Raw genomic sequence first — 22,333 nt, forward strand, 5'->3', positions numbered from 1 at the left:
GCGGTCGACGCAGCCGTTTCCGTACTCCTCGTACGGATGTCAGCGCCCTCTCAGCCCGGTGCTCCGAGCTCCCGCGTGTGCAAAGGTGCCACCACGCTAGCGCCATCCCGGCCGCGCTGAACAGAGGGCCCCCCTCGTTCTTGCGATGATCGGTCGGTGACTTCTTCGCAGCAGCCCCCCGAACCGACCGGACAGGCACATGGTCATACCCATAGCCACGCCCACAGCCATGGCCCCGCGGCGCCCGTATCCAAGCACCTGCGCAAGGTCATCGCCGCGGTCCTGATCCCCTTCGCGACCGCGGTGCTGGTCGGCCTCGCCGTCCTGTGGCCCGGCGGCGCGCCGGAGCACGAGCGCACCGGCGTCGGCTTCGACCGGCAGACCGAGCAGGGCACGGTGGTCCGGGTCGACCGGGTGGACTGCAGGGACGTGAACGCGGCGCAGGTCCCGCCGACCGGCGACACGACCACGCCGGAGGGACGTGAGGCGGTCAACTCCCAGCAAGGGCTGTGCGCGAAGGCGACGGTCGAGGTCACCACCGGCCAGGACAAGGGCCGCAAGTTCGTCGAGATCGTGCAGCCGGACGCCCCCCGCCAGCTGAAGGAGGGCCAGGGGGTGGTGGTCGCCTATGCCCCCGACGCCCCGCGCGACCTGCAGTATTCGGTCACCGACGTGAACCGGAAGGTGCCGATGCTGCTGCTCGCCGGCGTCTTCGCACTGGCGGTGGTCGCCGTCGGCCGGATGCGTGGCGTGATGGCGCTGGTCGCGCTGGCGGTGAGCTTCGCCATCCTGACCCTGTTCATCCTGCCCGCCATTCTCCAGGGGTCGAACCCGCTGGTCGTGGCGGTGATCGGGTCGAGCGCGATCATGCTGATCGCGCTCTACAGCTGCCACGGACTGACCGCGCGAACCTCGGTGGCCGTGATCGGCACGCTGATCTCGCTGCTGTTGATCGGCCTGCTCGGCTCGCTGTTCATCGGCTGGGCCTCACTGACCGGCAACACCGACGACAACACGGGTCTGATCCATGGCCTCTATCCGAACATCGATATGTCCGGCCTGCTGCTGGCCGGTGTCATCATCGGTTCGCTCGGTGTGCTGGACGACGTGACGGTGACCCAGACGTCGGCGGTGTGGGAGCTGCACCAGGCCGACCCGAGAATGGGGCCGCGCGCCCTGTACCGCGCCGGCATCCGCATCGGCCGCGACCACATCGCCTCCGTGGTGAACACGCTGGTGCTCGCGTACGCGGGCGCGGCCCTCCCCCTGCTGCTGCTCTTCTCGATCGCGCAGAGCAGCGTGGGGACGGTCGCCAACAGCGAGCTGGTCGCGGAAGAGATCGTGCGGACTCTGGTGGGTTCGATCGGGCTGGTCGCCTCGGTGCCGGTGACCACCGCGCTGGCGGCCCTGGTCGTCTCGGCCGACCGGCCCGGGGGCGTGCCGGCGACGGCGGCACGCGGCGGCGGACGGGGCCGTCGGCGCAAGAAGTAGGCCGCCCCCCGCGCCCGGCCCGGTGAGCCGTACGGGGCCCGGGCCGGCCGGGTGAGCCGTACAGGTGCCCGGCCGGCCGGTGACGGTACGGGGCCCGGACAGGCCCCGTCGGCGTCAGCCACCCCGTAGGCGTCAGCCGGCGTTCTCCTCGGCGAGGATCCGGCCGAGCGCCTCTTCCAAGTGCTCCTCGAAGTCACCGAGCGTGCGCTCCTGGCCCAGCGGCACCAGTTTGTCGGTGCGGTCGAGGAAGGCCACCAGGGGCGGCGCGCTGGACCGGAACAGCGCACGGTCGGCACCGACCTGGAGCCGGATGCTGACGTCCGACAGATCCTCGAGGCCGGTGGGGGAGATGTGCACATCGCCGTCACCGCTCGGTCCATTGATGCCGTCCAACAGCAACTCTCTGCCGAAAGCCCAGGTCACAGGCGCGTCGCCGGGGAGATGGAACGTCATCCGGACCGCGAACGGGTCTCTCGTCTCGTACCCCAGCTCAACCGGAATCCTGAAGGACAGCTCCTCGGAGACGACGAAGCTCATCAGGACCTCGGCCTGAACCGACTCGCGCATCATGTACCCCGCAATGGAAGAAGCAGTGGTGAACAACGGCTGATGAAGATCGGTGAGGAAAGCGGCTGGAAAATCGGCCAGTAATGATCCGTACTGACCTCTTGACGTAATCGTCCTGTACGCACTACAGGATCACAAGGAGTGAGTTTTCAGATACTGATAGAGAACGCAAGCGAGTTGAAGAGCTGCCCCACCTCCCGACGCAGCCGGTCGACTGCGGGCAGCAACCGTTGCTCCTGGTGAGAGGGTAGGGAAACAGCCATGGTCGCTGCGGCGGAACCCGCCGTGATGGGGATGGCCGCACACACCGTGCCCAGCGCGTACTCCTGGCGTTCGACGAAGGGCTGCGTGCGTTCGGTGGTCCTCAGCCTCGCCAGCAGCGCCCGCCCGTCACGGACGGTGTACGGGGTGATCGGCCGGACGGGGTGGCGGTCCAGGTGGTCACGGCGGGCCGGATCGTCGAGCTGGCTCAGCAGGCACTGGCCGATCGCGTGGGCGTGACCCGTCTCGCGGAAGTCGGCCCACTCGTCGACGGCGGGGGCCGTGGGGGTGTCGGAGACCGAGATGAGCTCGATCTCACCGTCGCGGTACACCGCGAAGTACACCGGGACACCGATCGCGTCGCGCCAGTGCGCGAGCGAGCTCTCGATCTTGCTGCGACGATTCTGCAGAGCTTCGTCCCGCGCCAGCCGCCCTACCGCGTCACCGAGGACGAACACTCCTTGCACGCGACGCAGATAACCCTCGTACGTGAGCGTGCGCAGCAGGTGGTACGCGGTGGGCAGCGGCAGCCCCGCCTCACGCGCCAGCTGCTTGGCGGGGGCCCCGTCGGCATGGGAGCCCACGGCTTCCAGCAACCTCAGCGCCCGCTGCACGGAGGCGATCAGGGTGGAGGGAGGGGCAGGGGTTTGAGCAGGGGTACGGGAATGCGGTGCCGTGGCCAAAGGTCACCCCCAGGCGTTTCGCCCCGTTCAGTCGTACAAACCGCTGGCGGGGCGCCAGAAAACCCCTTGATTCCAAGGGCAGCGGAGACTGGCCACTCTAATGGCAGCCTCCGTTCGGGGTGAGGTTTCGCCGGGACCGTTCCCCCGCGCGGGCTAACGACCGGGTACTCGGCCGGGCAGGCGGACGAGGTCTTCGTACGCCTGTCTCAGCAAGGGCTCAGGGACGGCGTCACCAGTCCCCGCGGGACGACGAGGAGGACATGAACTTCCGCACGACGTAGATCAGCCCACCGACGAGCACGGCGAACACGAGCACCTTGAACAGCAGCCCGATCAGCACGCTGATGACCGTACCGATCAGACCGCCGAACACCACCAGGGCGATGACGGGTATGGCGATCCACTTGACCCACCAGGGCATCCCCGTGAGAACGTTCCGAACCGCCGCCATTGTCCCAACCTCATCTCTGGTGCCACGCTCTACCGTTGGACACCTTCGATGCTAGGTGCCGGGGGCTTGGCGCGGGCGCTCCCCAGCCCCCGCTCTCCCCTGATCCTCCCCCTAGGGAACCCCGGCCCCGCCGGGCGCCGCCGGTCAGCTCTCCGGCGGAGAGAAGACCACCATCACACGCAGGTCCTCGGTGATGTGGTGGAACTTGTGCGGCACGCCGGCCGGCACATAGACCACGCTGCCCCGTCCCACCTGTGTCGTCTCCGCCCCCACCGTGATCGACGCGCGCCCGCTGACGACGAAGTACACCTCGTCCTCCTTGTGCGGCTGCTGAGGGTCGAGCTGCCCCGCGTCGAGCGCGTACAGACCCACCGACATGTTCCGCTCTCGGAGGAACTGCAGATACGCGCCGTCGTTGGCGGCGCGTTCCGCCTCCAGCTCGTCCAGTCGGAATGCCTTCATCGCCCGTCCGCCCCTGCGCTTGGTCCGATCATGTCTGCCACGATCAGACACATGATGAATTTCCTAGTCAAGACGATCGCGAACGCGGCCGCTCTGGCCGTGGCGATCTGGTTGCTCGCCGACATCACCCTGACAGGCGACAGCACCGGCAAGAAGACGCTGTCGCTGGTCCTGGTCGCCCTGGTCTTCGGCATCGTGAACGCCCTCGTCAAGCCGGTCGTGAAGCTTCTCACGCTGCCGCTGTTCATCCTCACGCTCGGCCTGTTCACGCTGATCGTCAACGCGCTGATGCTGTTGCTCACCTCATGGCTGGCCGACGAGCTCGGCCTGAACTTCCACGTGGAGGGCTTCTGGACCGCCGTACTCGGCGGCCTGATCATTTCCGTGGTGTCGTGGGCCATGAACATGGTCCTCCCCGAGGGAAAGGACTGAAGCCGGTGCGCCCGGTGCGCCCGGTAAGTCCAGTGGGCCCGGCCCCGTCAGTCCGGTCGGTCCGGTCAGTCCGGTGCGCTCGGCGCGTTCTGTGCGTTCGGTGAGCACCGCCTGCCGCGTCTGCTTCGCCGGCACCGGCAGCAGCGAAGATGGTGGAGGCGGCGAGCGCTGGACTGCTCGCCGCCGTACGGCGGAGCTTTGAGGAGCGTGTGGCATGACGTGGGGCGACGGAACCAGGGCGGTACGGGCCGGGCTGCCCGAGCCGAAGGCGTACGAACCGACCCTCCCGGGGCCGGTGTTCGCCGCCCACTACCACCTGCCCGGCGAGCCGACCGGACCGTACACGTACGGACGGGACGAGAACCCGACCTGGACGCATCTGGAACGGGCCATCGGCGAGCTGGAGGCACCGGGCGAGCAGGGTGTCGAGACGGTCGTCTTCGCGTCCGGGATGGCCGCCATCTCCGCCGTCCTGTTCTCACAGCTCACGGCCGGCGACACGGTTGTCCTGCCGGCCGACGGATACCAGGCGCTGGCGCTGGTCCGCGAGCAGCTGTCGGCGTACGGGATCGAGGTGCGCACCGCACCGACCGGTGGTGACGCGCAGCTGTCGGTGCTGGACGGGGCACGGCTGCTGTGGATCGAGACGCCGTCGAACCCGGGGCTGGACGTCTGCGACATCCGGCGTCTGGTGGCCGCCGCCCGCGCGGAAGGCGCGCTCGTCGCGATCGACAACACGCTCGCCACACCCCTGGGGCAGCGCCCCCTGGAGCTGGGCGCTGACTTCTCCGTGGCCAGCGACACCAAGGGGCTGACCGGGCACGGAGACATCCTGCTCGGTCACGTGACCTGCCGCGATGCGTCGCTGGCCGGGTCCGTACGGCGCTGGCGCAAGATCGCCGGGGCGATTCCGGGTCCGATGGAGGCCTGGCTGGCCCACCGGTCCCTGGCCACGCTCCAGCTGCGCGTCGACCGGCAGTGCGCCACCGCGCTCGCACTCGCCGAGGCGCTCTCGGCGCGCGAGGACGTGTCAGGGCTGCGGTATCCCGGGCTGTCGGGCGACCCGTCGCACAAGGTGGCGGCCGGGCAGATGCGGCGTTTCGGTTCGGTCGTCTCCTTCGTCCTGCCCGACCGGGAGCGGGCGGAGCGCTTCCTGGGCGCGCTGCGGCTGGTGGACGACGCGACCAGCTTCGGCGGCGTGCGCTCCACGGCCGAGCGGCGCGGCCGGTGGGGCGGAGACGCCGTGCCCGAGGGGTTCATCCGCTTCTCGGTCGGGGCGGAGGACGCCGAGGACCTGGTGGCGGACGTGCTGCGCGCGCTGGATGACGCGCGCTGAGCACACACCGCGTACGACGAACGGACGGTCCGAGCCTCCCCCCTCATGGCTCGGACCGTCCGCGCTTTTCAGCGGTTGACCGCGTGAACAAGGCTAGTTGACTCTGTGTCATTGTCCAATCACGGTAGCGACAGCTCCCTATCGACTTATTTATAGTTGGACGGTCGGCCCTGAGGCACCGTCAACCGGACGTGGTCGGGGGTGGGGAGGGGGGAGGCGCATGGATCTGGCGTTGCTGCGTACGTTCGTCACGGTGCACCGGGCCGGTTCCTTCACCCGCGCGGCCGCCCTCCTGGGCCTCTCCCAACCGGCCGTGACCAGCCAGATCCGTACACTGGAACGTCAGTTGGGCCGCCCGCTCTTCCTGCGCCGAGCCCGTGGTGTCACTCCCACCACCATCGGAGACGAGCTCGCCCAGCGCGCGGCACCCCACCTGGACGCGCTCGTCGAGATCGTCGAGACCGGCCTCGACACCGAATCGGGGATACGCACCCTCCACCTGGCCGGTCCGCCCGAGTTCACCTCCGTGCGCGCCCTGCCCGCCCTCACCCGCCTGGTCGCCCAGGGGCTCGCGGTGCGCACGTCGCTGGTCTCCGCCGCCGAGGAGCTCCTGGACGGGCTGGCCGCCGGCCACCACGACCTCGCCATCACCACCGCCCGTCCCCGCGGCGGGCTGCTCACCGCGACGCCGCTCTGCGACGAGGAACACGTCCTGGTCGCCGCCCCGCGCTGGGCCGCCCGGCTGGCGCCCGGTGTCCTGCTGCGCAAGGGCGCCGTCGTGCTGGAGCAGCTGCCGGTGGTCGAGGTGCACGAGTCGCTGCCGTTCGTCGCGCGCTACTGGGCGGCCGTCTTCGAGTCGAAACCGGCTGCCGCGGCCACCGTCGTCGCGCCGGACCTGCGCGCCGTCCTGGAGTCGGCCGCCTCCGGCGCCGGGCTCGCCGTACTGCCCCGTTACCTGTGTGAGGACGCCCTGGCCGACGGCCGGCTGGTGGCCCTGCTGGACCCGCCGGTACCGCCGCTGCGCACCTATTTCATGGTCGTGCGCACCGGCACGCTGTCCCTGCCGCACATCGCGCGGGCGCACGAGTCGCTGCTGCGCGCCGCGACCGACTGGTGACAACGCGTCGGTGGCGTGTCCCGAGGGTTTCAGAAGGTGCCCCACGGGCCATTTTCAAGCCATGACCGAACGTCCAGTGGTCAAGCGCACCGCACGTGCCGTCCTGCTCGACGGCGACGATCTCATCCTGATCAAGCGGACGAAGCCCGGCATGGATCCGTACTGGCTCACACCGGGCGGCGGGGTCGAGCCCGACGACGCCACGGTGGTCGACGCACTCCACCGGGAGGTCCACGAGGAACTGGGCGCCAAGATCGTCGATGTGGTGCCGTGCTTCGTCGACACCGTCGAGCACATCGAGGACGGCGGCGTCTCGGGCGTGAAGGTGCAGCACTTCTTCGTCTGCCGGCTGGAGTCCATGGACCCCGCGCAGCGGCACGGGCCGGAGGTGGACGAACCGCTCGGCGAGTACGAGATCGTCCGGGTGCCCTTCAGCCGGGTGGGTATCGCCGCGGTGCACCTCGTCCCCCTGTCGCTGCGGCACTACCTGGACGGCAACATCGAGGGCGTGCGGGCGATGCACGCCCCCGACCTGGGCTAGTCGGCCGCCGCCACGAGCTCCTCCAGCGAGTCGTGGCGGATCCGCTCGTAGGGCATGCCGGCGCCCCGCAGCGCGTCGACCCCGCTGCGGATCATGCCGACCGGGCCCGAGAGGTAGGCGTCGTACTCGTTCCAGGGCCCGTACTCGCGCACCATCTCCGACAGCTGCGTCCTGCTGTCGATGATCGCGCGCACCTCCAGCCACGGGTGCGACTGCTGGAGCCGCAGCATGGTGTCGATGTCGTACAGGTCGTGATCGGTCCGGGCGCCGTAGAAGACCTCGACCGGACGTCGCGCACCGTGCTCGGCGACGTCCTCGACCAGTGCCTTGATGGGCGCGATACCGGTGCCTCCGCCCACGCAGAGCAGCCCGTTGTCGGTGGTGTGGTCGACGGTCATCGACCCGGCGGGCGGTCCCAGCCGCAGCACGTCGCCGGGGCGGGCGTGGTGGACCAGGGCGTTGGACACCCAGCCGGCCGGGACGGCTTTGACGTGGAAGGACAGCAGACCGTCGGAGCGAGGTGCGGAGGCGAAGGAGTAGTGCCGCCAGATCCTCGGCCACCACGGGGTCTCGAGGCTCGTGTACTGCCCGGCCAGGAAGGGGTAGGGCTGGTCGGGGCGGACCGTGACGACCGCGATGTCGGGCGTCCTCAGGTCGTGCGACACCACCTCGGCGTGCCACCAGGCCGGCGCGTGGCGTTCGTTCTCGGCAGCCGCGTCGATCATGATCTGGGAGATCGTGGTGTACGTCCGGACCCAGGCGGCTTCGGTCTCCTCGTCCCACGTCGTCGTCGCGTACCGGCTCAGCGCCCCGATGAGCGCCTCACCGACGGCCGGGTAGTGCGAGGCGTCGGTGCCGTACTTGCGGTGGCCGCGTCCGAGGTGCTGAAGGTACTCGGTGAGCACCTCGCCGTTGTCCATGTGCTCGGCCGCAGTCAGCAGCGCCTTGAGCAGCCGGTCGCGCTGGGAGTCCATCGCCGCGGGGAACAGTGCGCGCAGCTCGGGGTTGCGGGTGAAGAGAAGGGCGTAGAAGTACGAGGTGACCTTGTCCGCCACGGGCTCGATCTCGCCGAGCGTCCGCCGGACCCGTACCGCGTCGGGCGACCCGGGCTCGGCGGCCACGGCACCGGCAGGCGGGTGAGCGGCGGCTGCGGCGGGTGCCGGGCGGGCGGCTGCGGCGGGCGGGGGTGCGGCGGGCGCGGGAGCGGGAGCGGGCTCCCGGTCGGTGGTGGGCTCCCGGTGGAGGGTGGGCTCTCGGTGGAGGGTGCTGCCCCGCTCCGCCGGGTGGGCCGGTTGGGCTCTGTCCGGACGTCGGGGCCCGTCCTCATGACCGGCGAGCACGTCGTACGGGGCGGTCTTCGCGCCGGCCCCGTGGGACGCGTCGGCCGGGGCGCTCTGGGGCGCGGGGGACGGGGGACGGTCGGCGGGGCGCTCGTGCGCCGTACGCCCGGTCCCGTCGGGCCACGGCACGGTCGGCGGCGTCGGAGTCGCCGTTTCGGGCGCTCGGGACGCCGAGGCCCCCTGGGGATCGGCCGTACGCGCCGCTCCAGCGGCGCCGACCATGCGTATGGAGGTGAGCGGCCGACGCTGGCCGGCTATGCGTTCCTGGCGTCCGCCCGGGGCCTCTCCGGCGCCCGCCTCACGCTCCGCCCGCTCTTCGGCACGGGCAGCCTCGGGTTCGGCGGGCCGGTCGGTGACCGGCCTGCGCGGTGTGAACCAGCCACCCCCTCCGCCGCTGCCGCCGGAAGTGCCGTTATCGGCCGACATGGTGGTCGGAGCGTCCATACAGTGCCTCGCCTCGAACATATCTCGGTCGGTCTATGCACTTCCGTCGACCGGAAGGTGCCTCAATACGCCGCTTTCGGCTCGTATTCGCTGCCCGCCGCCGCCCACAGTAACCCTCGGCCGCGCCAATCATCGGAACGGGTGCCACTGGACCTGACGTCGACAGCGGTTGCTGTGGTCGCAGCATGGCAGGAGTTGCCGGCTCGTCAGAGGGAGAGCGGAAAGCCCGGATTTCGTCCCCAGTTTTCGTTAGGCTGCGTTACCACCGTCTCCGGTGACTAACGACTACGTCGTACCAGTTCATAGCCTTCGCGGAGATCGCCCCCCGTATAAATCTGCCTGACAAGCCCGGACAGATGGTGGTCCGCGTTGATCGGCACCACTACCGGGACTGTCACGAAGATCTCCGCGTCGGACATGGAAGCACCGTATGCAACACCCTCGTCCAGTTCCACCCCCATCTCTGCACAGAGCCGATTCGCGATCTTCACTTTCGCCGCCACGTCCAGAACGCCCTCAAGGTTGACCGCTCCGGTGTCGCCCGACGAAGAAATCAGGCGGCTCGGACCTCGGTCCCTGGCCGGTAACGCGAACTCTCCTGCCGACAGGCGCCAGGACGCGCACAAGCGCAGCCGTCGGAGCTCAACAGTCCGAGCGCTCAGCCGGAGCCGACAGAAGGCCTCCACGGCGCGGTGCGGACGAATCCGTGTTTCACGTGAAACAAGTGCCCGTCGGGCTCGGCAGCCCGTCACACGCTTCCCACCAGATGTGACTGTCCGCCTCCTCCTTCATCGCCATCGGCGACCCATTAATCTGCGGCCATGAACGATCTTGAGATCAGGCCCGCTGCCCCTGCCGACATCCCCGCGATCGTGGCCATGCTGGCGGACGACCCCTTGGGTGCGCAGCGCGAATCGCCCGACGACCTCGCTCCGTACACGGCCGCATTCGAGCGGCTGGTCGGCGACCCTCACCAGCACCTGGTTGTCGCCGTGCGCGCGGAGCGGGTCGTCGGGACGCTACAGCTCACGATCATTCCCGGGCTGTCGCGGCGCGGTGCGACCCGGTCGATCGTCGAAGGGGTCCGCGTCCGCGCCGACGAACGGGGTAGCGGCCTCGGCACGTGGCTCATCGAATGGGCAATCGCGGAGTCGCGGCGTCAGCGATGCCAAATGGTCCAGCTGACCTCCGATGCCACGCGCACCGACGCTCACCGCTTCTACGAGCGGCTCGGCTTCGAGGCCTCCCACGTAGGCTTCAAGATGTCGTTGTGATGTCTGCGGCTGCCCCGGCCGGGACGCTTCCGCAAGGCGTTTCACGTGAAACATGTCGGCATCAAATCCCCCGCCACCCGTCCTCGTCGACACCGCCCGGCACCGCGTCCGCGGACTCGTACGGCTCGCGCGTGAACACGAATGACCCGAGGTCCAGGTGGCTCACCGATCCGTCCTCTCGCCGCACTACCCGCAGGGTCTCCCCCGTGTAGTAACCGTCCAGACCGGTCCAGGTGCCGTCCTCCTCCACCCGGAAGCGCGAGGCGCGCCCCTGTCCCCGCAGGGGGCTCAGCTCCACGCCTCCGTCCTCGACAGCCCGCAGGTCGTAGGGGTACGTGCCCCAGTACCACGGTCCGGTCAGCTCCAGCAGTGCCGGATCGACCTCGGGCAGCGGCCGCCAGGGCTCAGGAATCCTTGGTTCGGCGTCGGCCACGATCCGGACGAGGTCGGCGGCGACCACACCGGGCGCCGGCCCGGAGGTGGCATTGGCCAGGACAACCGCTGTGATTCCGTCCTCCACACCCACCCACAGCCCGGCGAGGAACCCCGGCAAGGACCCGGAGTGCCCCACCAGGGTCCGTCCGCCCCGGCGAACCAACTGCAGCCCGAGCCCATAACCGCTGTCCCAGTCACCGGCCTCCGGGGGTACGGCAGGGGTACGCATCTCCCGAAGCGTCTGGACGCTCAACACCCGCTCGTCACCCTCGGCGAGGAAAAGCCCGAACCGGCTCAAGTCCGATGCGGTCGACCAGAGTTGACCCGCCGACGCCATCAGCCCCAGATCCTCGGCCGGTTCGGGAAGCATCACATCCGCCCATGGGTGCACCGCCCAGCCCCGGGCATGCGGCGTGACAGGCTGGGTCGTCGTACGGGTCAGCCCCAGGGGCTCGAGGATCTCCGCCTTCAGCGCCTGCTCCCAGGGCACTCCGCGCACCGCCTCGATCAGCGCACCCAACAGGGTGTACCCGGTGTTGGAGTAGTGATGGCGGCGGCCCGCCGGGTGCAGCAACGGCCGCTCGCCGAGCACGTCGGCGAGTTCCGGACGCAGCGATCCCGGCGTACGTTCCCACCAGGGCGCCGGCGACTCGGCGGCCAGCCCGGCGGTGTGTCCCAGAAGTTGAGCGATCGTCACCTCACCGACGCCCGTCGCGGGAAGGTGCTTCTCCAGCGGATCGTTCAGGTCGAGGAGGCCCTCGTCCCGCAGTCTCATCACCAGGACGGCCGTGAACGGCTTGGTGATGGAGCCGATCCGGTACTGCGTATCGGCGTCCGGGGCCTGCCCGTCGACGCAACTGCGCCCGCCCTCCCACATCAGCCTGCCGTCTCTGGCGACAGCGGCGACGAGCGAGGGTGTCCGGCCTTCCGTCTGCGCGGTGGCCACCCGGTGCAGCAAGGCGCGCTCGGTGCTGGGGAGAAGTGTTTCGAAGGATGACGTCATACCCCAGATGTATCCGCCGGGAAGCGGCACCGTCGACCGTATTGATCCACCACGGGCGCCGCCACCGCCCGGCCCGGCCCTGCGCCGGCAATGTAGCCGTACGACGGGTCGCGTGGTGGCCTACTGCTCCGCACACCAAGCCGACCGGCATGACCAACGTCGCAAAACTGCCCTGGTCCACGGAACGGATCACCACCGGCTGTGTCGGCGAGGAGATCTCCAGCAGGACGTCCGGTCCCACCGCGGCATCCAGCGCCCCCAGGAGCACATCCGGGTCGAACGCGATGCGCAGCGGCGGACTCCTGCAGATGGCGCGCAGCGTGGTGCTCTCTCCGCTCGGGGGCCGGTGATCACCAGCCGTTGGTCCCCCGTACGAAGAGTGAAGACCGGCCGGCCGCAGTCGCCCGCCACCGCTTCGCTTAGGTCGCTCCGTCCGGTGATGATGCGGTGCGCGGCCCGGGGCAGGCCGTCCATGACCGACCCGACCTCCCACGACTCACCCCCTGCGGGGCGACCACCCCGGCCTCGATGAGAGTCGCACCAGGCGCGTGGCCGTACGGGAGGAGCAAGGGGCGTCACTCAATGAAGTGACGCCCTTCATGGGTAATTCTCCATCCCGTGCCAGAACTGCCGCCGCCATGACATTTCGGCGGAGAAACGGAACGGAACCAGAGGACCTGCAACCAGTCGGCGTCAGGTCTGGGCCATGTCGACGAAGCGAGAGTAGTGGCCCTGGAAGGCCACGGTGATGGTCGCCGTCGGGCCGTTACGGTGCTTTGCCACGATCAGGTCCGCCTCACCCGCTCGGGGTGACTCCTTCTCGTACGCGTCCTCCCGGTGCAGCAGGATGACCATGTCCGCGTCCTGCTCGATGGAGCCGGACTCACGAAGGTCCGAGACCATCGGTTTCTTGTCCGTCCGCTGCTCGGGGCCACGGTTCAGCTGCGACAGGGCGATCACCGGAACTTCCAGCTCCTTGGCCAGCAGCTTCAGGTTTCGCGACATGTCCGACACCTCCTGCTGTCGGCTCTCGGCCCGCTTGGAGCCGCCGGACTGCATCAGCTGGAGGTAGTCGATGACGACCAGTTTGAGGTTGTTGCGCTGCTTGAGCCGACGGCACTTGGCCCGGATCTCCATCATCGACAGGTTAGGGGAGTCGTCGATGTAGAGCGGCGCCTGTGACACGTCCGGCATACGGCGGGCCAGCCGCGTCCAGTCCTCGTCCGTCATCGTGCCCGACCGCATGTGGTGCAGGGCCACGCGGGCCTCCGCCGACAGCAGGCGCATCGCGATCTCGTTGCGCCCCATCTCCAGGGAGAAAATGACGCTCGGCAGGTTGTTCTTGATCGATGCCGCGCGCGCGAAGTCCAGGGCCAGCGTCGACTTACCCATGGCGGGACGGGCGGCGATGACAATCATCTGGCCGGGGTGCAGGCCGTTCGTCAGCGAGTCGAAGTCCGTGAAGCCCGTCGGCACGCCGGTCATCTCACCGCTGCGCGAGCCGATCGCCTCGATCTCGTCGAGAGCGCCCTCCATGATGTCGCCGAGCGGCAGGTAGTCCTCGCTCGTGCGCTGCTCGGTGACCGCGTAGATCTCCGCCTGGGCCGAGTTGACGATCTCGTCGACGTCGCCGTCGGCCGCGTACCCCATCTGCGTGATCTTGGTGCCGGCCTGGACGAGCCGCCGGAGGACCGCCCGCTCGTGGACGATCTCCGCGTAGTAGGAGGCGTTCGCCGCGGTCGGCACCGACTGGACGAGGGTGTGCAGGTAGGAGGCGCCGCCCACCCGGTTGATCTCTCCGCGCTTGGTCAGCTCGGCGCCCACCGTGATGGGGTCGGCCGGCTCTCCCTTGGCGTAGAGGTCGAGGATCGCGGTGTAAACCGTCTCGTGGGCCGGCTTGTAGAAGTCATGGCCCTTGATGATCTCCACGACGTCCGCGATCGCGTCCTTGGAGAGCAGCATGCCGCCGAGCACGGACTGCTCGGCGTCGAGGTCCTGCGGCGGCACCCGCTCGAAGCCGCCGGCACCGCTGTCCCAGGGACCGCTGTCGCTTCCCCGCTCGTGCTGCTCGTCGCGCCCCATGCCGCGGCCGCGACTGTCACTCCCGCGCTGGCGAGTGACGGGCAGACGGTCACTGGGACCGGTATCGGCCCAGGGGTCGTCCAAGGGCTCGGGGATGCTCACCGGCCCACCTCCTCCCGTCCGCTCCGCGGACCTCGCCGTGCCACTCTTTCTACGGCACGACACTGACAAAGCGAGAGGCTCAACTCCGCTTCTGGCGCGTCGAGCGCCGGACCACGGTAGGCCCGCGGGCACCGTCAGCCAATCTGGTTATCCACAGGGCCTGTGGGTGAAGACCCAGATGCTGTGGAGAACCCCGCAGAACCTGTGCACGGACCGGGGGACAGCCGTGTGGACAAACTCATAGCCGTACCACCAAGACGCCATTGACCTGCGATTTCTCCATCCACCGGCTGTGGGGGAGAAAAACTTTTCCCACCGGACCAAGATCAGAACAAACGGCGCACACCAGAGCCGCCAACTCGGTGATAGGTAAGGATCACATTACCCTTGCATCTGTTACCTGTGGAAGATTAGATTGCCTGCATGACCCAGGCTCCCGTGCGATCCAAGAGCGACCGACGCCGGCATGACCGCGAGATCTTCACGCTCGCCGTCCCGGCCTTCGGAGCGCTCGTCGCGGAGCCGCTTTTCGTCATGGCTGACAGCGCCATCGTCGGCCACCTCGGCACCCCCCAGCTCGCGGGTCTCGGCATCGCGGCCGCCCTCCTGGCCACCGGGGTGAGCGTCTTCGTCTTCCTCGCGTACGCCACCACCGCTGCAGTCGCCCGTCGGGTGGGCGCCGGTGACCTGCCGTCGGCCATCCGCCAGGGTATGGACGGCATCTGGCTGGCGCTGCTCCTGGGTCTGGCCGTCATCGCCGTCATCCTCCCCACGGCACCCTGGCTGGTCGAGCTCTTCGGTGCCTCCGACACCGCAGCGACCTACGCCATCACCTATCTGCGCATCTCCAGCCTCGGCATACCGGCGATGCTGATCGTCCTCGCCGCCACCGGTGTGCTCCGCGGCCTCCAGGACACCAGGACGCCCCTGTACGTCGCCATCGCCGGCTTCACGGCCAACGCGGTGCTGAACGTGGTGCTGGTATACGGCGCCGGTCTCGGCATCGCCGGCTCCGCCTGGGGCACAGTGATCGCCCAGGTCGGTATGGCAGCGGTCTACCTCATCGTGGTCGTACGGGGAGCCCGGCTCCACGGCGCCTCCCTGCGCCCCGACGCTGCCGGTATACGGGCAAGCGCTCAGGCAGGCGCCCCGCTGCTGGTCCGTACCCTCTCACTGCGCGCGGTTTTGATGATCGCCACCGGCGTGGCCGCCCGGCTCGGTGACGCCGATGTCGCCGCCCACCAGATCATCCTCTCCCTGTGGAGTCTGATGGCCTTCGCCCTGGACGCCATCGCCGTCGCGGGACAGGCGATCATCGGGCGCTATCTGGGGGCCGGAGACGCCGATGGGGCACGGAGGGTCTGCCGACGCATGGTCGAGTGGGGCATCGCCTCCGGGCTGATGCTGGGCGCGCTGATCGTCCTGGCCCGTCCGCTCTTCATTCCTCTGTTCACCAGCGACCAGACCGTACGGGACACGCTCCTGCCGGCACTGCTCGTCGTGGCACTCTCACAACCGATCGCCGGAGTGGTCTTCGTCCTGGACGGTGTGCTGATGGGCGCCGGAGATGGGCGCTACCTGGCCGGCGCCATGGTGGTGACGCTCCTCGTCTTCGCGCCGGTCGCCCTTCTGGTGCCGGTGCTCGGTGGCGGGCTGACCGCCCTCTGGTGGGGGATGGGCCTGATGATGGCGGTCCGGATGGTGACGCTGTGGCTGCGCATGCGCTCCGGCCGGTGGGTGGTCACGGGTGCCACACGCTGATACCCGATGTCATGTTTCACGTGAAACACGACGAAAGACTCAGCGGGCAAGCAGGACGAGATGCAGGCACAGCAGAAGGACCGCACCCGGAGGTGCGGCCCTTCTGTTTGCTTCACGATCGCCGGGCGACCGCTAGCGGAGCGCTGAGCTCAGACTCAGGCGGCGACGATCTCGACGCCCAGCTTCGCGACGACCTCGGCGTGCAGACGCACGGAGACCTGGTGCGAACCAAGAGTCTTGATCGACGAGCCGAGCTCGACACGGCGCTTGTCGACCTCGGGACCACCCGCGGCCTTGATCGCCGCAGCGATGTCGGCCGGGGTCACGGAACCGAAGAGACGGCCGGCGTCGCCGGAGCGAACCGCCAGGCGCACCTTCGTGCCCTCGAGCTGAGCCTTGATCTCGTTGGCCTGCTCGATGGTCGCGATCTCGTGGATCTTACGGGCGCGGCGGATCTGCGCCACGTCCTTCTCGCCACCCTTGGTCCAGCGGATCGCGAAACCACGCGGGACCAGGTAGTTGCGAGCGTAGCCGTCCTTGACGTCGACGACGTCGCCGGCGGTGCCGAGGCCGGAGACCTCGTGCTTGAGGATGATCTTCATGTTTCGGTCACCCTCTCTTATCGCGCGGTGGACGTGTAGGGCAGCAGCGCCATCTCACGGCTGTTCTTCACGGCCGTGGCGACGTCACGCTGGTGCTGCGTGCAGTTGCCGGTAACGCGGCGGGCACGGATCTTGCCGCGGTCGGAAATGAACTTCCGCAGCATGTTCGTGTCCTTGTAGTCCACGTAAGCGGTCTTGTCCTTGCAGAATGCGCAGACCTTCTTCTTCGGCTTGCGCACAGGCGGCTTCGCCATGGTGTATCTCCTGTGTGATCAAGAAGTGGGGTACGAGCCTGACCCCTGAAGCCCTGGAAGGGCCTAGAAGGGGGGCTCGTCCGAGTAGCCGCCGCCGGAACCGCCGGAGCTTCCGCCCCAGCTGCCTCCGCCGCCTCCGCCGCCCTGCTGCTGGCCACCGGCCGGCGCGCTGGTCGCCCACGGGTCGTCGGCGGGAGCGCCGCCACCCTGCTGGCCACCACCCGGGGCACCGCCCCAGTTACCGCCGCCCTGCTGGCCGCCGCCGTAGCCGCCCTGGCCGCCGCGGCCGGTGGTCTTGGTGACCTTGGCCGTGGCGTTCTTGAGGCTGGGGCCGACTTCCTCGACGTCCAGCTCGTAGACCGTGCGCTTGACGCCCTCGCGGTCCTCGTACGACCGCTGCTTCAGCCGGCCCTGCACGACGACGCGCATGCCTCGCTGGAGCGACTCGGCGACGTTCTCCGCCGCCTGGCGCCAGACCGAGCAGGTGAGGAACAGGCTCTCGCCGTCCTTCCACTCGTTGGTCTGACGGTCGAAGGTGCGGGGGGTGGACGCGACGCGGAACTTCGCGACCGCCGCACCGGACGGGGTGAAGCGCAGCTCGGGGTCGTCGACAAGATTGCCGACGACCGTGATGACGGTCTCGCCTGCCATGGGGAACCTCTCGGCGGGATAGCTTCTGGCTGCTTGCTGCTGCTACTCGAACCCGATGACCTCTGAGCTAGATGCTCAGTGGGTCTCGGGACGGAGGACCTTGGTCCGGAGGACCGACTCGTTCAGGTTCATCTGGCGGTCGAGCTCCTTGACGACCGCAGGCTCGGCCTGCAGGTCGATGACCGAGTAGATGCCCTCGGGCTTCTTCTTGATCTCGTAAGCGAGACGACGACGGCCCCAGGTGTCGACCTTCTCGACCTTTCCGTTGCCCTCACGGACGACGGAGAGGAAGTTCTCGATCAGCGGGGAGACAGCGCGCTCCTCGAGATCGGGGTCGAGGATGACCATCACCTCGTAGTGACGCATGTGGAACCCACCTCCTTTGGACTCAGCGGCCACGGTCGTTCCGTGGCAGGAGGGTCGTGATGCGTGAGCAACGGTATCGGCCACCACTGACAATCGCCCTCATCGAGTGAGGGACCTGATCAGGACATGGACAGACACCGGTGCAGACCGTACAGAGTACCCGTACACCGGCTTCCGGTTGAAATCCGGTGGCCGGCGGACGCAATCTGTACACATCGGGTGCGTGCGGCGCTACGATGCGCCGCCTTCCGGCACAGCCAGGAGGTACCTCATGGCCCAGGCATTCCACCGTCACCCCACCTCGTCCCTGCTCGCCACGGACGGCAAGCCCCATCCGCTCCCGGACACGCTGATGGCGGTGACCCTGGTGCTGGGCGCCGTCGCCTTCATCACGGCCCAGTTCCACAGCCTCCACCTGATCAGCTCGTGGACGGGCCTGATCGGCGTCGTCACCGGCGCCTACGGCCAGTACGTCTCCGAGACGACACGTGAACGCACCCTGCTGATCATCGGCATGGGAGCCTCGGCGATCGGTTTCGGGCTCGGAATGGCGCACGGCGGCCTCTTCGGCGGAGTCCTGGGTTAGGCCCTCCCGGTGTACGGCAGTCGGGGCGCTCCTCGGTGCCAGTAGGCTTCGGCGCGAGAGCCGGAGCCCCTGAACCCATGGGGACACACCTGCCGAGGAGCGCCCCGCATGAGCCTGACCCTGAGGACCATCAGCCCAGAGCAGCATCTGGCGTACATCCAGACCCTGCCTGCGGCAAGTCACTGCCAGGTCCCCGCATGGGCTGATGTGAAGACCGAGTGGCGCTCGGAGAACCTGGGCTGGTTCGACAAGGACGGCCAGCTCGTCGGCGCTGGCCTCGTCCTGTACCGCCAGCTGCCGAAGATCAAGCGCTACCTCGCGTACCTGCCCGAGGGCCCGGTGATCAACTGGTACGCGCCCAACCTGGACGACTGGCTCCAGCCGATGCTCGCGCACCTGAAGAACCAGGGTGCCTTCTCGGTGAAGATGGGCCCGCCGGTCGTGATCCGCCGCTGGGACGCCGCCGCGATCAAGTCCGGCATCCAGGACCCGGACGTGAAGCGCCTGCGGGACGTCGAGGCCTCGCACATCGAGCCGCGTGCCTTCGAGGTGTCGGACCGGCTGCGCAAGATGGGCTGGCAGCAGGGCGAGGACGGCGGGGCCGGCTTCGGGGACGTACAGCCCCGCTATGTCTTCCAGGTGCCGCTGGCCAACCGTTCGCTCGACGACGTCCTCAAGGGCTTCAACCAGTTGTGGCGGCGCAACATCAAGAAGGCCGAGAAGGCCGGCGTCGAGGTCGTCCAGGGTGGGTACGAGGACCTCGCCGAGTGGCAGCGGCTGTACGAGATCACCGCCGTGCGCGACCGGTTCCGGCCCCGCCCCCTGTCGTACTTCCAGCGCATGTGGACCGTCCTCAACAACGAGGACCCCAACCGCATGCGGCTGTACTTCGCGCGTCACAACGGCGTGAACCTGTCGGCGGCGACCATGCTCGTGGTCGGCGGGCACGTCTGGTACTCCTACGGCGCCTCCGACAACATCGGCCGTGAGGTCCGGCCCTCGAACGCGATGCAGTGGCGGATGCTGCGTGACGCCTACGCGATGGGCGCCACCGTCTACGACCTCCGCGGCATCAGCGACTCGCTGGACGAGACGGACCACCTCTTCGGCCTGATCCAGTTCAAGGTGGGCACCGGTGGCGAGGCCGTCGAGTACATCGGCGAGTGGGACTTCCCGCTGAACAAGCTGCTCCACAAGGCGCTGGACATGTACATGTCCCGCCGCTGACGTTCCGTAGTCTCGTACACACCTCTGACACACCGCAGCCACAGAAAGGTTCCGGGCCGGCCATGGCGCTCTCCCTCTACGTCGACACCGCTCGCTGGCGGGCGCACCAGAAGTCCGTGATCGACCAGTTCCCGGGCCTGGTCCCGGTGTGCAAGGGCAACGGTTACGGCTTCGGTCACGAGCGGCTGTCCGAGGAGGCCTCCCGCTTCGGAGCCGACATGCTGGCGGTCGGCACGACCTACGAGGCGGCCCGCATCAAGGACTGGTTCGGCGGCGACCTGCTGGTCCTCACGCCGTTCCGGCGGGGCGAGGAACCGGTTCCGCTGCCGGACCGGGTGATCCGCTCGGTGTCGTCCGTGGACGGCGTCCACGCCCTCGTCGGCGCCCGGGTCGTCATCGAGTGCATGAGCTCGATGAGGCGGCACGGCATCGGCGAGCACGAGCTCGGCCTGCTGCACGCGGCCATAGAGGACGTACGCCTGGAGGGCTTCGCCCTGCACCTGCCGCTGGACCGTACGGACGGCACCGACGCCGTCGAGGAGGTCATCGGCTGGATGGACCGGCTGCGCGCGGCCCGCCTACCGCTGCACACCATGTTCGTCAGCCACCTCAGGGCCGAGGAGCAGGCCCGGCTCCAGCAGCAGTTCCCGCAGACCCGGTTCCGGGCACGGATCGGTACCCGCCTGTGGCTGGGCGACCACGAGGCGACGGAGTACCGGGGCGCGGTCCTGGACGTCACGCGCGTCACCAAGGGTGACCGCTTCGGCTACCGGCAGCAGAAGGCGGCGTCCGACGGCTGGCTGGTGGTCGTCGCCGGCGGCACGTCGCACGGGGTGGGCCTGGAGGCCCCGAAGGCGATGCACGGCGTGATGCCGCGCGCCAAGGGTGTGGCGCGGGCCGGTCTGGCCACGGTGAACCGCAACCTCTCGCCGTTCGTGTGGGCGGGCAAGCAGCGCTGGTTCGCCGAGCCGCCGCACATGCAGGTGTCGATCCTGTTCGTCCCGTCCGACGCCCAGGAGCCGAAGGTCGGTGACGAACTGGTCGCCCACCTGCGGCACACCACGACCCAGTTCGACCGCCTGGTCGAGCGGTAGGACTGCCGGGCGCGCCGGTCGGCACGGGCACCGCGGCGGTACCGCAGCGGCGCCCGGCGGCGTCCGACGGCCCGCCGGGGGCCGGCTCGGCGCCCGTCACTCCCGTACGACGCCCCACTCCACGCGCGGTCCCTGGACCGCGAGGGCGGCGTGCTGCGGCGGGTGCGCGGCCCTGCCCAGGACGAAGACGTCCTCGGCGCGGTCCAGGACGCCTCCCGACGGGTCGTCCGTCCCGTCGCGCCGTACCCCGTCCCGCTCGGGCATCAGGATGTCCCGCACCACCATGGCGCAGAGGAACAGCGTCCCGGCCAGGTGCAGGACGATCGCGAACTGGTAGCCCTCCGTCGGCAACCCCTGCTTGTTGCCGCTCGTCGTGTACGCCAGGTACATCCAGATACCGAGGAAGTACATGACCTCGCAGGCCTGCCAGACGAGGAAGTCGCGCCAGCGGGGGCGGGCCAGGGCCGCGAGGGGGATCAGCCACAGCACGTACTGCGGTGAGTAGACCTTGTTGGTCAGGATGAACGCGGCGACCACCAGGAAGGCCAGCTGGGCGAAGCGGGGGCGGCGCGGCGCGGTCAGCGTCAGGGCGGCGATCCCCAGGCAGGCCAGCGCCATCAGCAGGCTCGCGTACGTGTTGACGGCGTCCGGCGTGATGTTCGCGCCGGTGCGCTGGGTGATGATCAACCAGAAGGATCCGAAGTCGATGCCCCGGTCGTGGCTGAAGGAGTAGAACTTCTTCCAGCCCTCGGGCGCCAACAGCATCACCGGCACATTCACCGCGAGCCACGAACCGGCCGTGCCGAGCACGGCCAGCCCGAACTCCCGCCACTTCCAGGCCCGCCAGCACAACAGCAGCAGCGGCCCGAGGAGCAGGAACGGGTAGAACTTCGCGGCCGTGGCCAGGCCGAGCAGGACACCGAAGGCCAGCGCCCGGCCCCGGGACCACATCAGCATGGCGGCGGCGGTGAGCGCCAGGGCGAGCAGGTCCCAGTTGATGGTGGCGGTCAACGCGAAGGCGGGCGCCAGAGCGACCAGCAGGGCGTCCCAGGGCCGCCTGCGGTGCGTGCGGGCGACGCAGACGGCGATGACGGCCGTGCAGACCATCAGCATGCCCGCGTTGACCATCCAGTACATCTGCTCGCGGTACTGCAGATCCCCGTCGAAGGGGAGCGTCAGCCAGGAGGCGACCTGCATGAACAGGCCGGTCAGCACCGGGTACTCGAGGTACTCCATGTCGCCGCCGAGGCGGTCGAAGTACGGGATGAGTCCGTCGGCGAAACCCCGCCCGATGAACAGGTGGGGGATGTCCGAGTAGCAGGCGTGGGTGTACTGCGAGCTGGTGCCACGGAACCAGGCCCAGTTGTAGCAGGGCAGCTTCTGGACCATACCGAGCGCGAACATCCCGATCGCGACGAGGGCGATCACGCGGACGGGCGTGAGCGCGCTGCCTCCGAGCCGCGCCCAGCGGCCGATGGGTCCGCCGATCAGCTCACTGCCGGCGGCTGCGACCTCGTCCCGCCGGGTCGGGGGCACGACGGGCTGGTCCTGGTGGGCGCTCGTCGTCTTGTGTGGGCTCGGCATGGGGACATCCTGCCGTACGGCGCTGTGGGCGGGCGCGGCCTGTGGACAACGGGCTGTGGACAACGGCGAGGGCCGCCGCGTCCGGTGTACGCACGCGCTGTACGTACCGGATGCGGCGCCCCTCGGCCCGCGCGCTCGCGGGCGGCGGTGGGGAACGCCGGGCGCTAGCCCTCCGTTCCGCCGAACC

At 69.1% G+C, this 22,333-nt stretch carries 23 protein-coding genes; 11 read left to right on the plus strand and 12 right to left on the minus strand.

The genetic code is table 11. The features are described from left to right. The first annotated feature begins 156 nt into the window (after window positions 1-156). A complete protein-coding gene (locus ABD347_RS08575) occupies window positions 157-1,491 on the plus strand; it encodes a YibE/F family protein (RefSeq protein ID WP_344358495.1) in 1,335 nt (444 codons plus the stop codon). Window positions 1,492-1,623: 132 nt separating this feature from the next. On the opposite strand, the gene ABD347_RS08580 is transcribed toward ABD347_RS08575, so the two are convergent. The 4 genes from ABD347_RS08580 to ABD347_RS08595 form a co-directional block, all read right to left on the minus strand. Beyond that, window positions 1,624-2,058, minus strand: a complete 435-nt coding sequence (locus ABD347_RS08580; protein ID WP_344358498.1) for an SsgA family sporulation/cell division regulator — start codon at window positions 2,056-2,058, stop codon at window positions 1,624-1,626. Between the two features lie 149 nt (window positions 2,059-2,207). Next, complete coding sequence (locus ABD347_RS08585; protein ID WP_344358500.1) at window positions 2,208-2,933, minus strand: IclR family transcriptional regulator; 726 nt, start codon at window positions 2,931-2,933, stop codon at window positions 2,208-2,210. 298 nt (window positions 2,934-3,231) lie between these two features. Next, window positions 3,232-3,453: a DUF5326 family protein gene (locus ABD347_RS08590; protein WP_344358502.1), complete on the minus strand. Its 222-nt coding sequence runs from the start codon at window positions 3,451-3,453 to the stop codon at window positions 3,232-3,234. A 144-nt stretch (window positions 3,454-3,597) separates the two neighbouring features. Further along, entirely contained in the window at window positions 3,598-3,915 is a 318-nt protein-coding gene (locus tag ABD347_RS08595) for a cupin domain-containing protein (protein ID WP_344358503.1), read from the minus strand. A gap of 51 nt (window positions 3,916-3,966) precedes the next feature. Here ABD347_RS08595 and ABD347_RS08600 point away from each other — a divergent pair, with 51 nt between their 5' ends. The 4 genes from ABD347_RS08600 to ABD347_RS08615 all read left to right on the plus strand — a co-directional run bounded on the left by ABD347_RS08600 (window position 3,967) and on the right by ABD347_RS08615 (window position 7,341). Then, window positions 3,967-4,347 (plus strand): phage holin family protein, encoded by a 381-nt coding sequence (locus ABD347_RS08600; RefSeq protein WP_344358506.1) that lies wholly within the window; start codon window positions 3,967-3,969, stop codon window positions 4,345-4,347. A 214-nt stretch (window positions 4,348-4,561) separates the two neighbouring features. Continuing rightward, window positions 4,562-5,683 carry a cystathionine gamma-lyase gene (locus tag ABD347_RS08605; protein ID WP_344358508.1) on the plus strand — a complete coding sequence of 374 codons (1,122 nt, stop codon included), beginning with the start codon at window positions 4,562-4,564 and terminating at the stop codon, window positions 5,681-5,683. A 220-nt stretch (window positions 5,684-5,903) separates the two neighbouring features. After that, window positions 5,904-6,800 carry a LysR family transcriptional regulator gene (locus ABD347_RS08610; RefSeq protein WP_344358510.1) on the plus strand — a complete coding sequence of 299 codons (897 nt, stop codon included), beginning with the start codon at window positions 5,904-5,906 and terminating at the stop codon, window positions 6,798-6,800. A 61-nt stretch (window positions 6,801-6,861) separates the two neighbouring features. After that, window positions 6,862-7,341 carry an NUDIX domain-containing protein gene (locus ABD347_RS08615; RefSeq protein ID WP_344358513.1) on the plus strand — a complete coding sequence of 160 codons (480 nt, stop codon included), beginning with the start codon at window positions 6,862-6,864 and terminating at the stop codon, window positions 7,339-7,341. On the opposite strand, the gene ABD347_RS30635 is transcribed toward ABD347_RS08615, so the two are convergent. Next, on the minus strand, window positions 7,338-8,462 hold the full coding sequence (locus tag ABD347_RS30635; protein WP_425575607.1) for a globin domain-containing protein: 1,125 nt from the start codon (window positions 8,460-8,462) through the stop codon (window positions 7,338-7,340). The two genes, ABD347_RS08615 and ABD347_RS30635, sit on opposite strands and share 4 nt — an antisense overlap. A gap of 1,484 nt (window positions 8,463-9,946) precedes the next feature. On the opposite strand from ABD347_RS30635, the gene ABD347_RS08625 reads away from it, so the two are divergent. Continuing rightward, entirely contained in the window at window positions 9,947-10,399 is a 453-nt protein-coding gene (locus ABD347_RS08625; protein ID WP_344358519.1) for a GNAT family N-acetyltransferase, read from the plus strand. Window positions 10,400-10,460: 61 nt separating this feature from the next. On the opposite strand, the gene ABD347_RS08630 is transcribed toward ABD347_RS08625, so the two are convergent. Next, the gene (locus ABD347_RS08630; RefSeq protein WP_344358521.1) at window positions 10,461-11,837 is read right to left on the minus strand and encodes a serine hydrolase domain-containing protein; all 1,377 of its coding nucleotides are present in this window, start codon (window positions 11,835-11,837) and stop codon (window positions 10,461-10,463) included. 149 nt (window positions 11,838-11,986) lie between these two features. Between ABD347_RS08630 and ABD347_RS08635 the strand changes: the two genes are divergently transcribed. Continuing rightward, window positions 11,987-12,187 carry a hypothetical protein gene (locus ABD347_RS08635; RefSeq protein ID WP_344358524.1) on the plus strand — a complete coding sequence of 67 codons (201 nt, stop codon included), beginning with the start codon at window positions 11,987-11,989 and terminating at the stop codon, window positions 12,185-12,187. 343 nt (window positions 12,188-12,530) lie between these two features. On the opposite strand, the gene dnaB is transcribed toward ABD347_RS08635, so the two are convergent. Next, window positions 12,531-14,021: a replicative DNA helicase gene (gene dnaB / locus ABD347_RS08640; protein ID WP_344358527.1), complete on the minus strand. Its 1,491-nt coding sequence runs from the start codon at window positions 14,019-14,021 to the stop codon at window positions 12,531-12,533. Between the two features lie 423 nt (window positions 14,022-14,444). Here dnaB and ABD347_RS08645 point away from each other — a divergent pair, with 423 nt between their 5' ends. Next, window positions 14,445-15,782, plus strand: coding sequence for an MATE family efflux transporter (locus tag ABD347_RS08645; RefSeq protein WP_344358530.1), 1,338 nt, complete (start codon window positions 14,445-14,447; stop codon window positions 15,780-15,782). Window positions 15,783-15,937: 155 nt separating this feature from the next. Here ABD347_RS08645 and rplI read toward each other — a convergent pair whose 3' ends face one another. From rplI to rpsF, 4 genes are all read right to left on the minus strand, one after another. Then, window positions 15,938-16,384, minus strand: a complete 447-nt coding sequence (gene rplI, locus ABD347_RS08650; protein WP_344358533.1) for a 50S ribosomal protein L9 — start codon at window positions 16,382-16,384, stop codon at window positions 15,938-15,940. A gap of 17 nt (window positions 16,385-16,401) precedes the next feature. Continuing rightward, window positions 16,402-16,638, minus strand: coding sequence for a 30S ribosomal protein S18 (gene rpsR, locus ABD347_RS08655; RefSeq protein ID WP_005315025.1), 237 nt, complete (start codon window positions 16,636-16,638; stop codon window positions 16,402-16,404). 63 nt (window positions 16,639-16,701) lie between these two features. Next, on the minus strand, window positions 16,702-17,289 hold the full coding sequence (locus ABD347_RS08660) for a single-stranded DNA-binding protein (RefSeq protein ID WP_344358536.1): 588 nt from the start codon (window positions 17,287-17,289) through the stop codon (window positions 16,702-16,704). Window positions 17,290-17,364: 75 nt separating this feature from the next. Next, a complete protein-coding gene (gene rpsF, locus ABD347_RS08665) occupies window positions 17,365-17,655 on the minus strand; it encodes a 30S ribosomal protein S6 (RefSeq protein WP_004950685.1) in 291 nt (96 codons plus the stop codon). A gap of 271 nt (window positions 17,656-17,926) precedes the next feature. Between rpsF and ABD347_RS08670 the strand changes: the two genes are divergently transcribed. The 3 genes from ABD347_RS08670 (at window position 17,927) to ABD347_RS08680 (ending at window position 20,562) form a co-directional block, all read left to right on the plus strand. Continuing rightward, complete coding sequence (locus ABD347_RS08670; RefSeq protein WP_344358538.1) at window positions 17,927-18,241, plus strand: hypothetical protein; 315 nt, start codon at window positions 17,927-17,929, stop codon at window positions 18,239-18,241. 108 nt (window positions 18,242-18,349) lie between these two features. Continuing rightward, the gene (locus ABD347_RS08675) at window positions 18,350-19,468 is read left to right on the plus strand and encodes a lipid II:glycine glycyltransferase FemX (protein ID WP_344358540.1); all 1,119 of its coding nucleotides are present in this window, start codon (window positions 18,350-18,352) and stop codon (window positions 19,466-19,468) included. 62 nt (window positions 19,469-19,530) lie between these two features. After that, the gene (locus tag ABD347_RS08680) at window positions 19,531-20,562 is read left to right on the plus strand and encodes an alanine racemase (RefSeq protein WP_344358541.1); all 1,032 of its coding nucleotides are present in this window, start codon (window positions 19,531-19,533) and stop codon (window positions 20,560-20,562) included. Between the two features lie 96 nt (window positions 20,563-20,658). Here the strand turns inward: ABD347_RS08680 and ABD347_RS08685 are convergent, their stop codons facing one another. Continuing rightward, on the minus strand, window positions 20,659-22,146 hold the full coding sequence (locus ABD347_RS08685; RefSeq protein WP_344358543.1) for a glycosyltransferase family 87 protein: 1,488 nt from the start codon (window positions 22,144-22,146) through the stop codon (window positions 20,659-20,661). Window positions 22,147-22,333: the final 187 nt, after the last annotated feature.

It is taken from the genome of Streptomyces gobitricini (genome assembly GCF_039532985.1).
GTDB classification, from domain to species: Bacteria; Actinomycetota; Actinomycetes; order Streptomycetales; family Streptomycetaceae; genus Streptomyces; species Streptomyces gobitricini.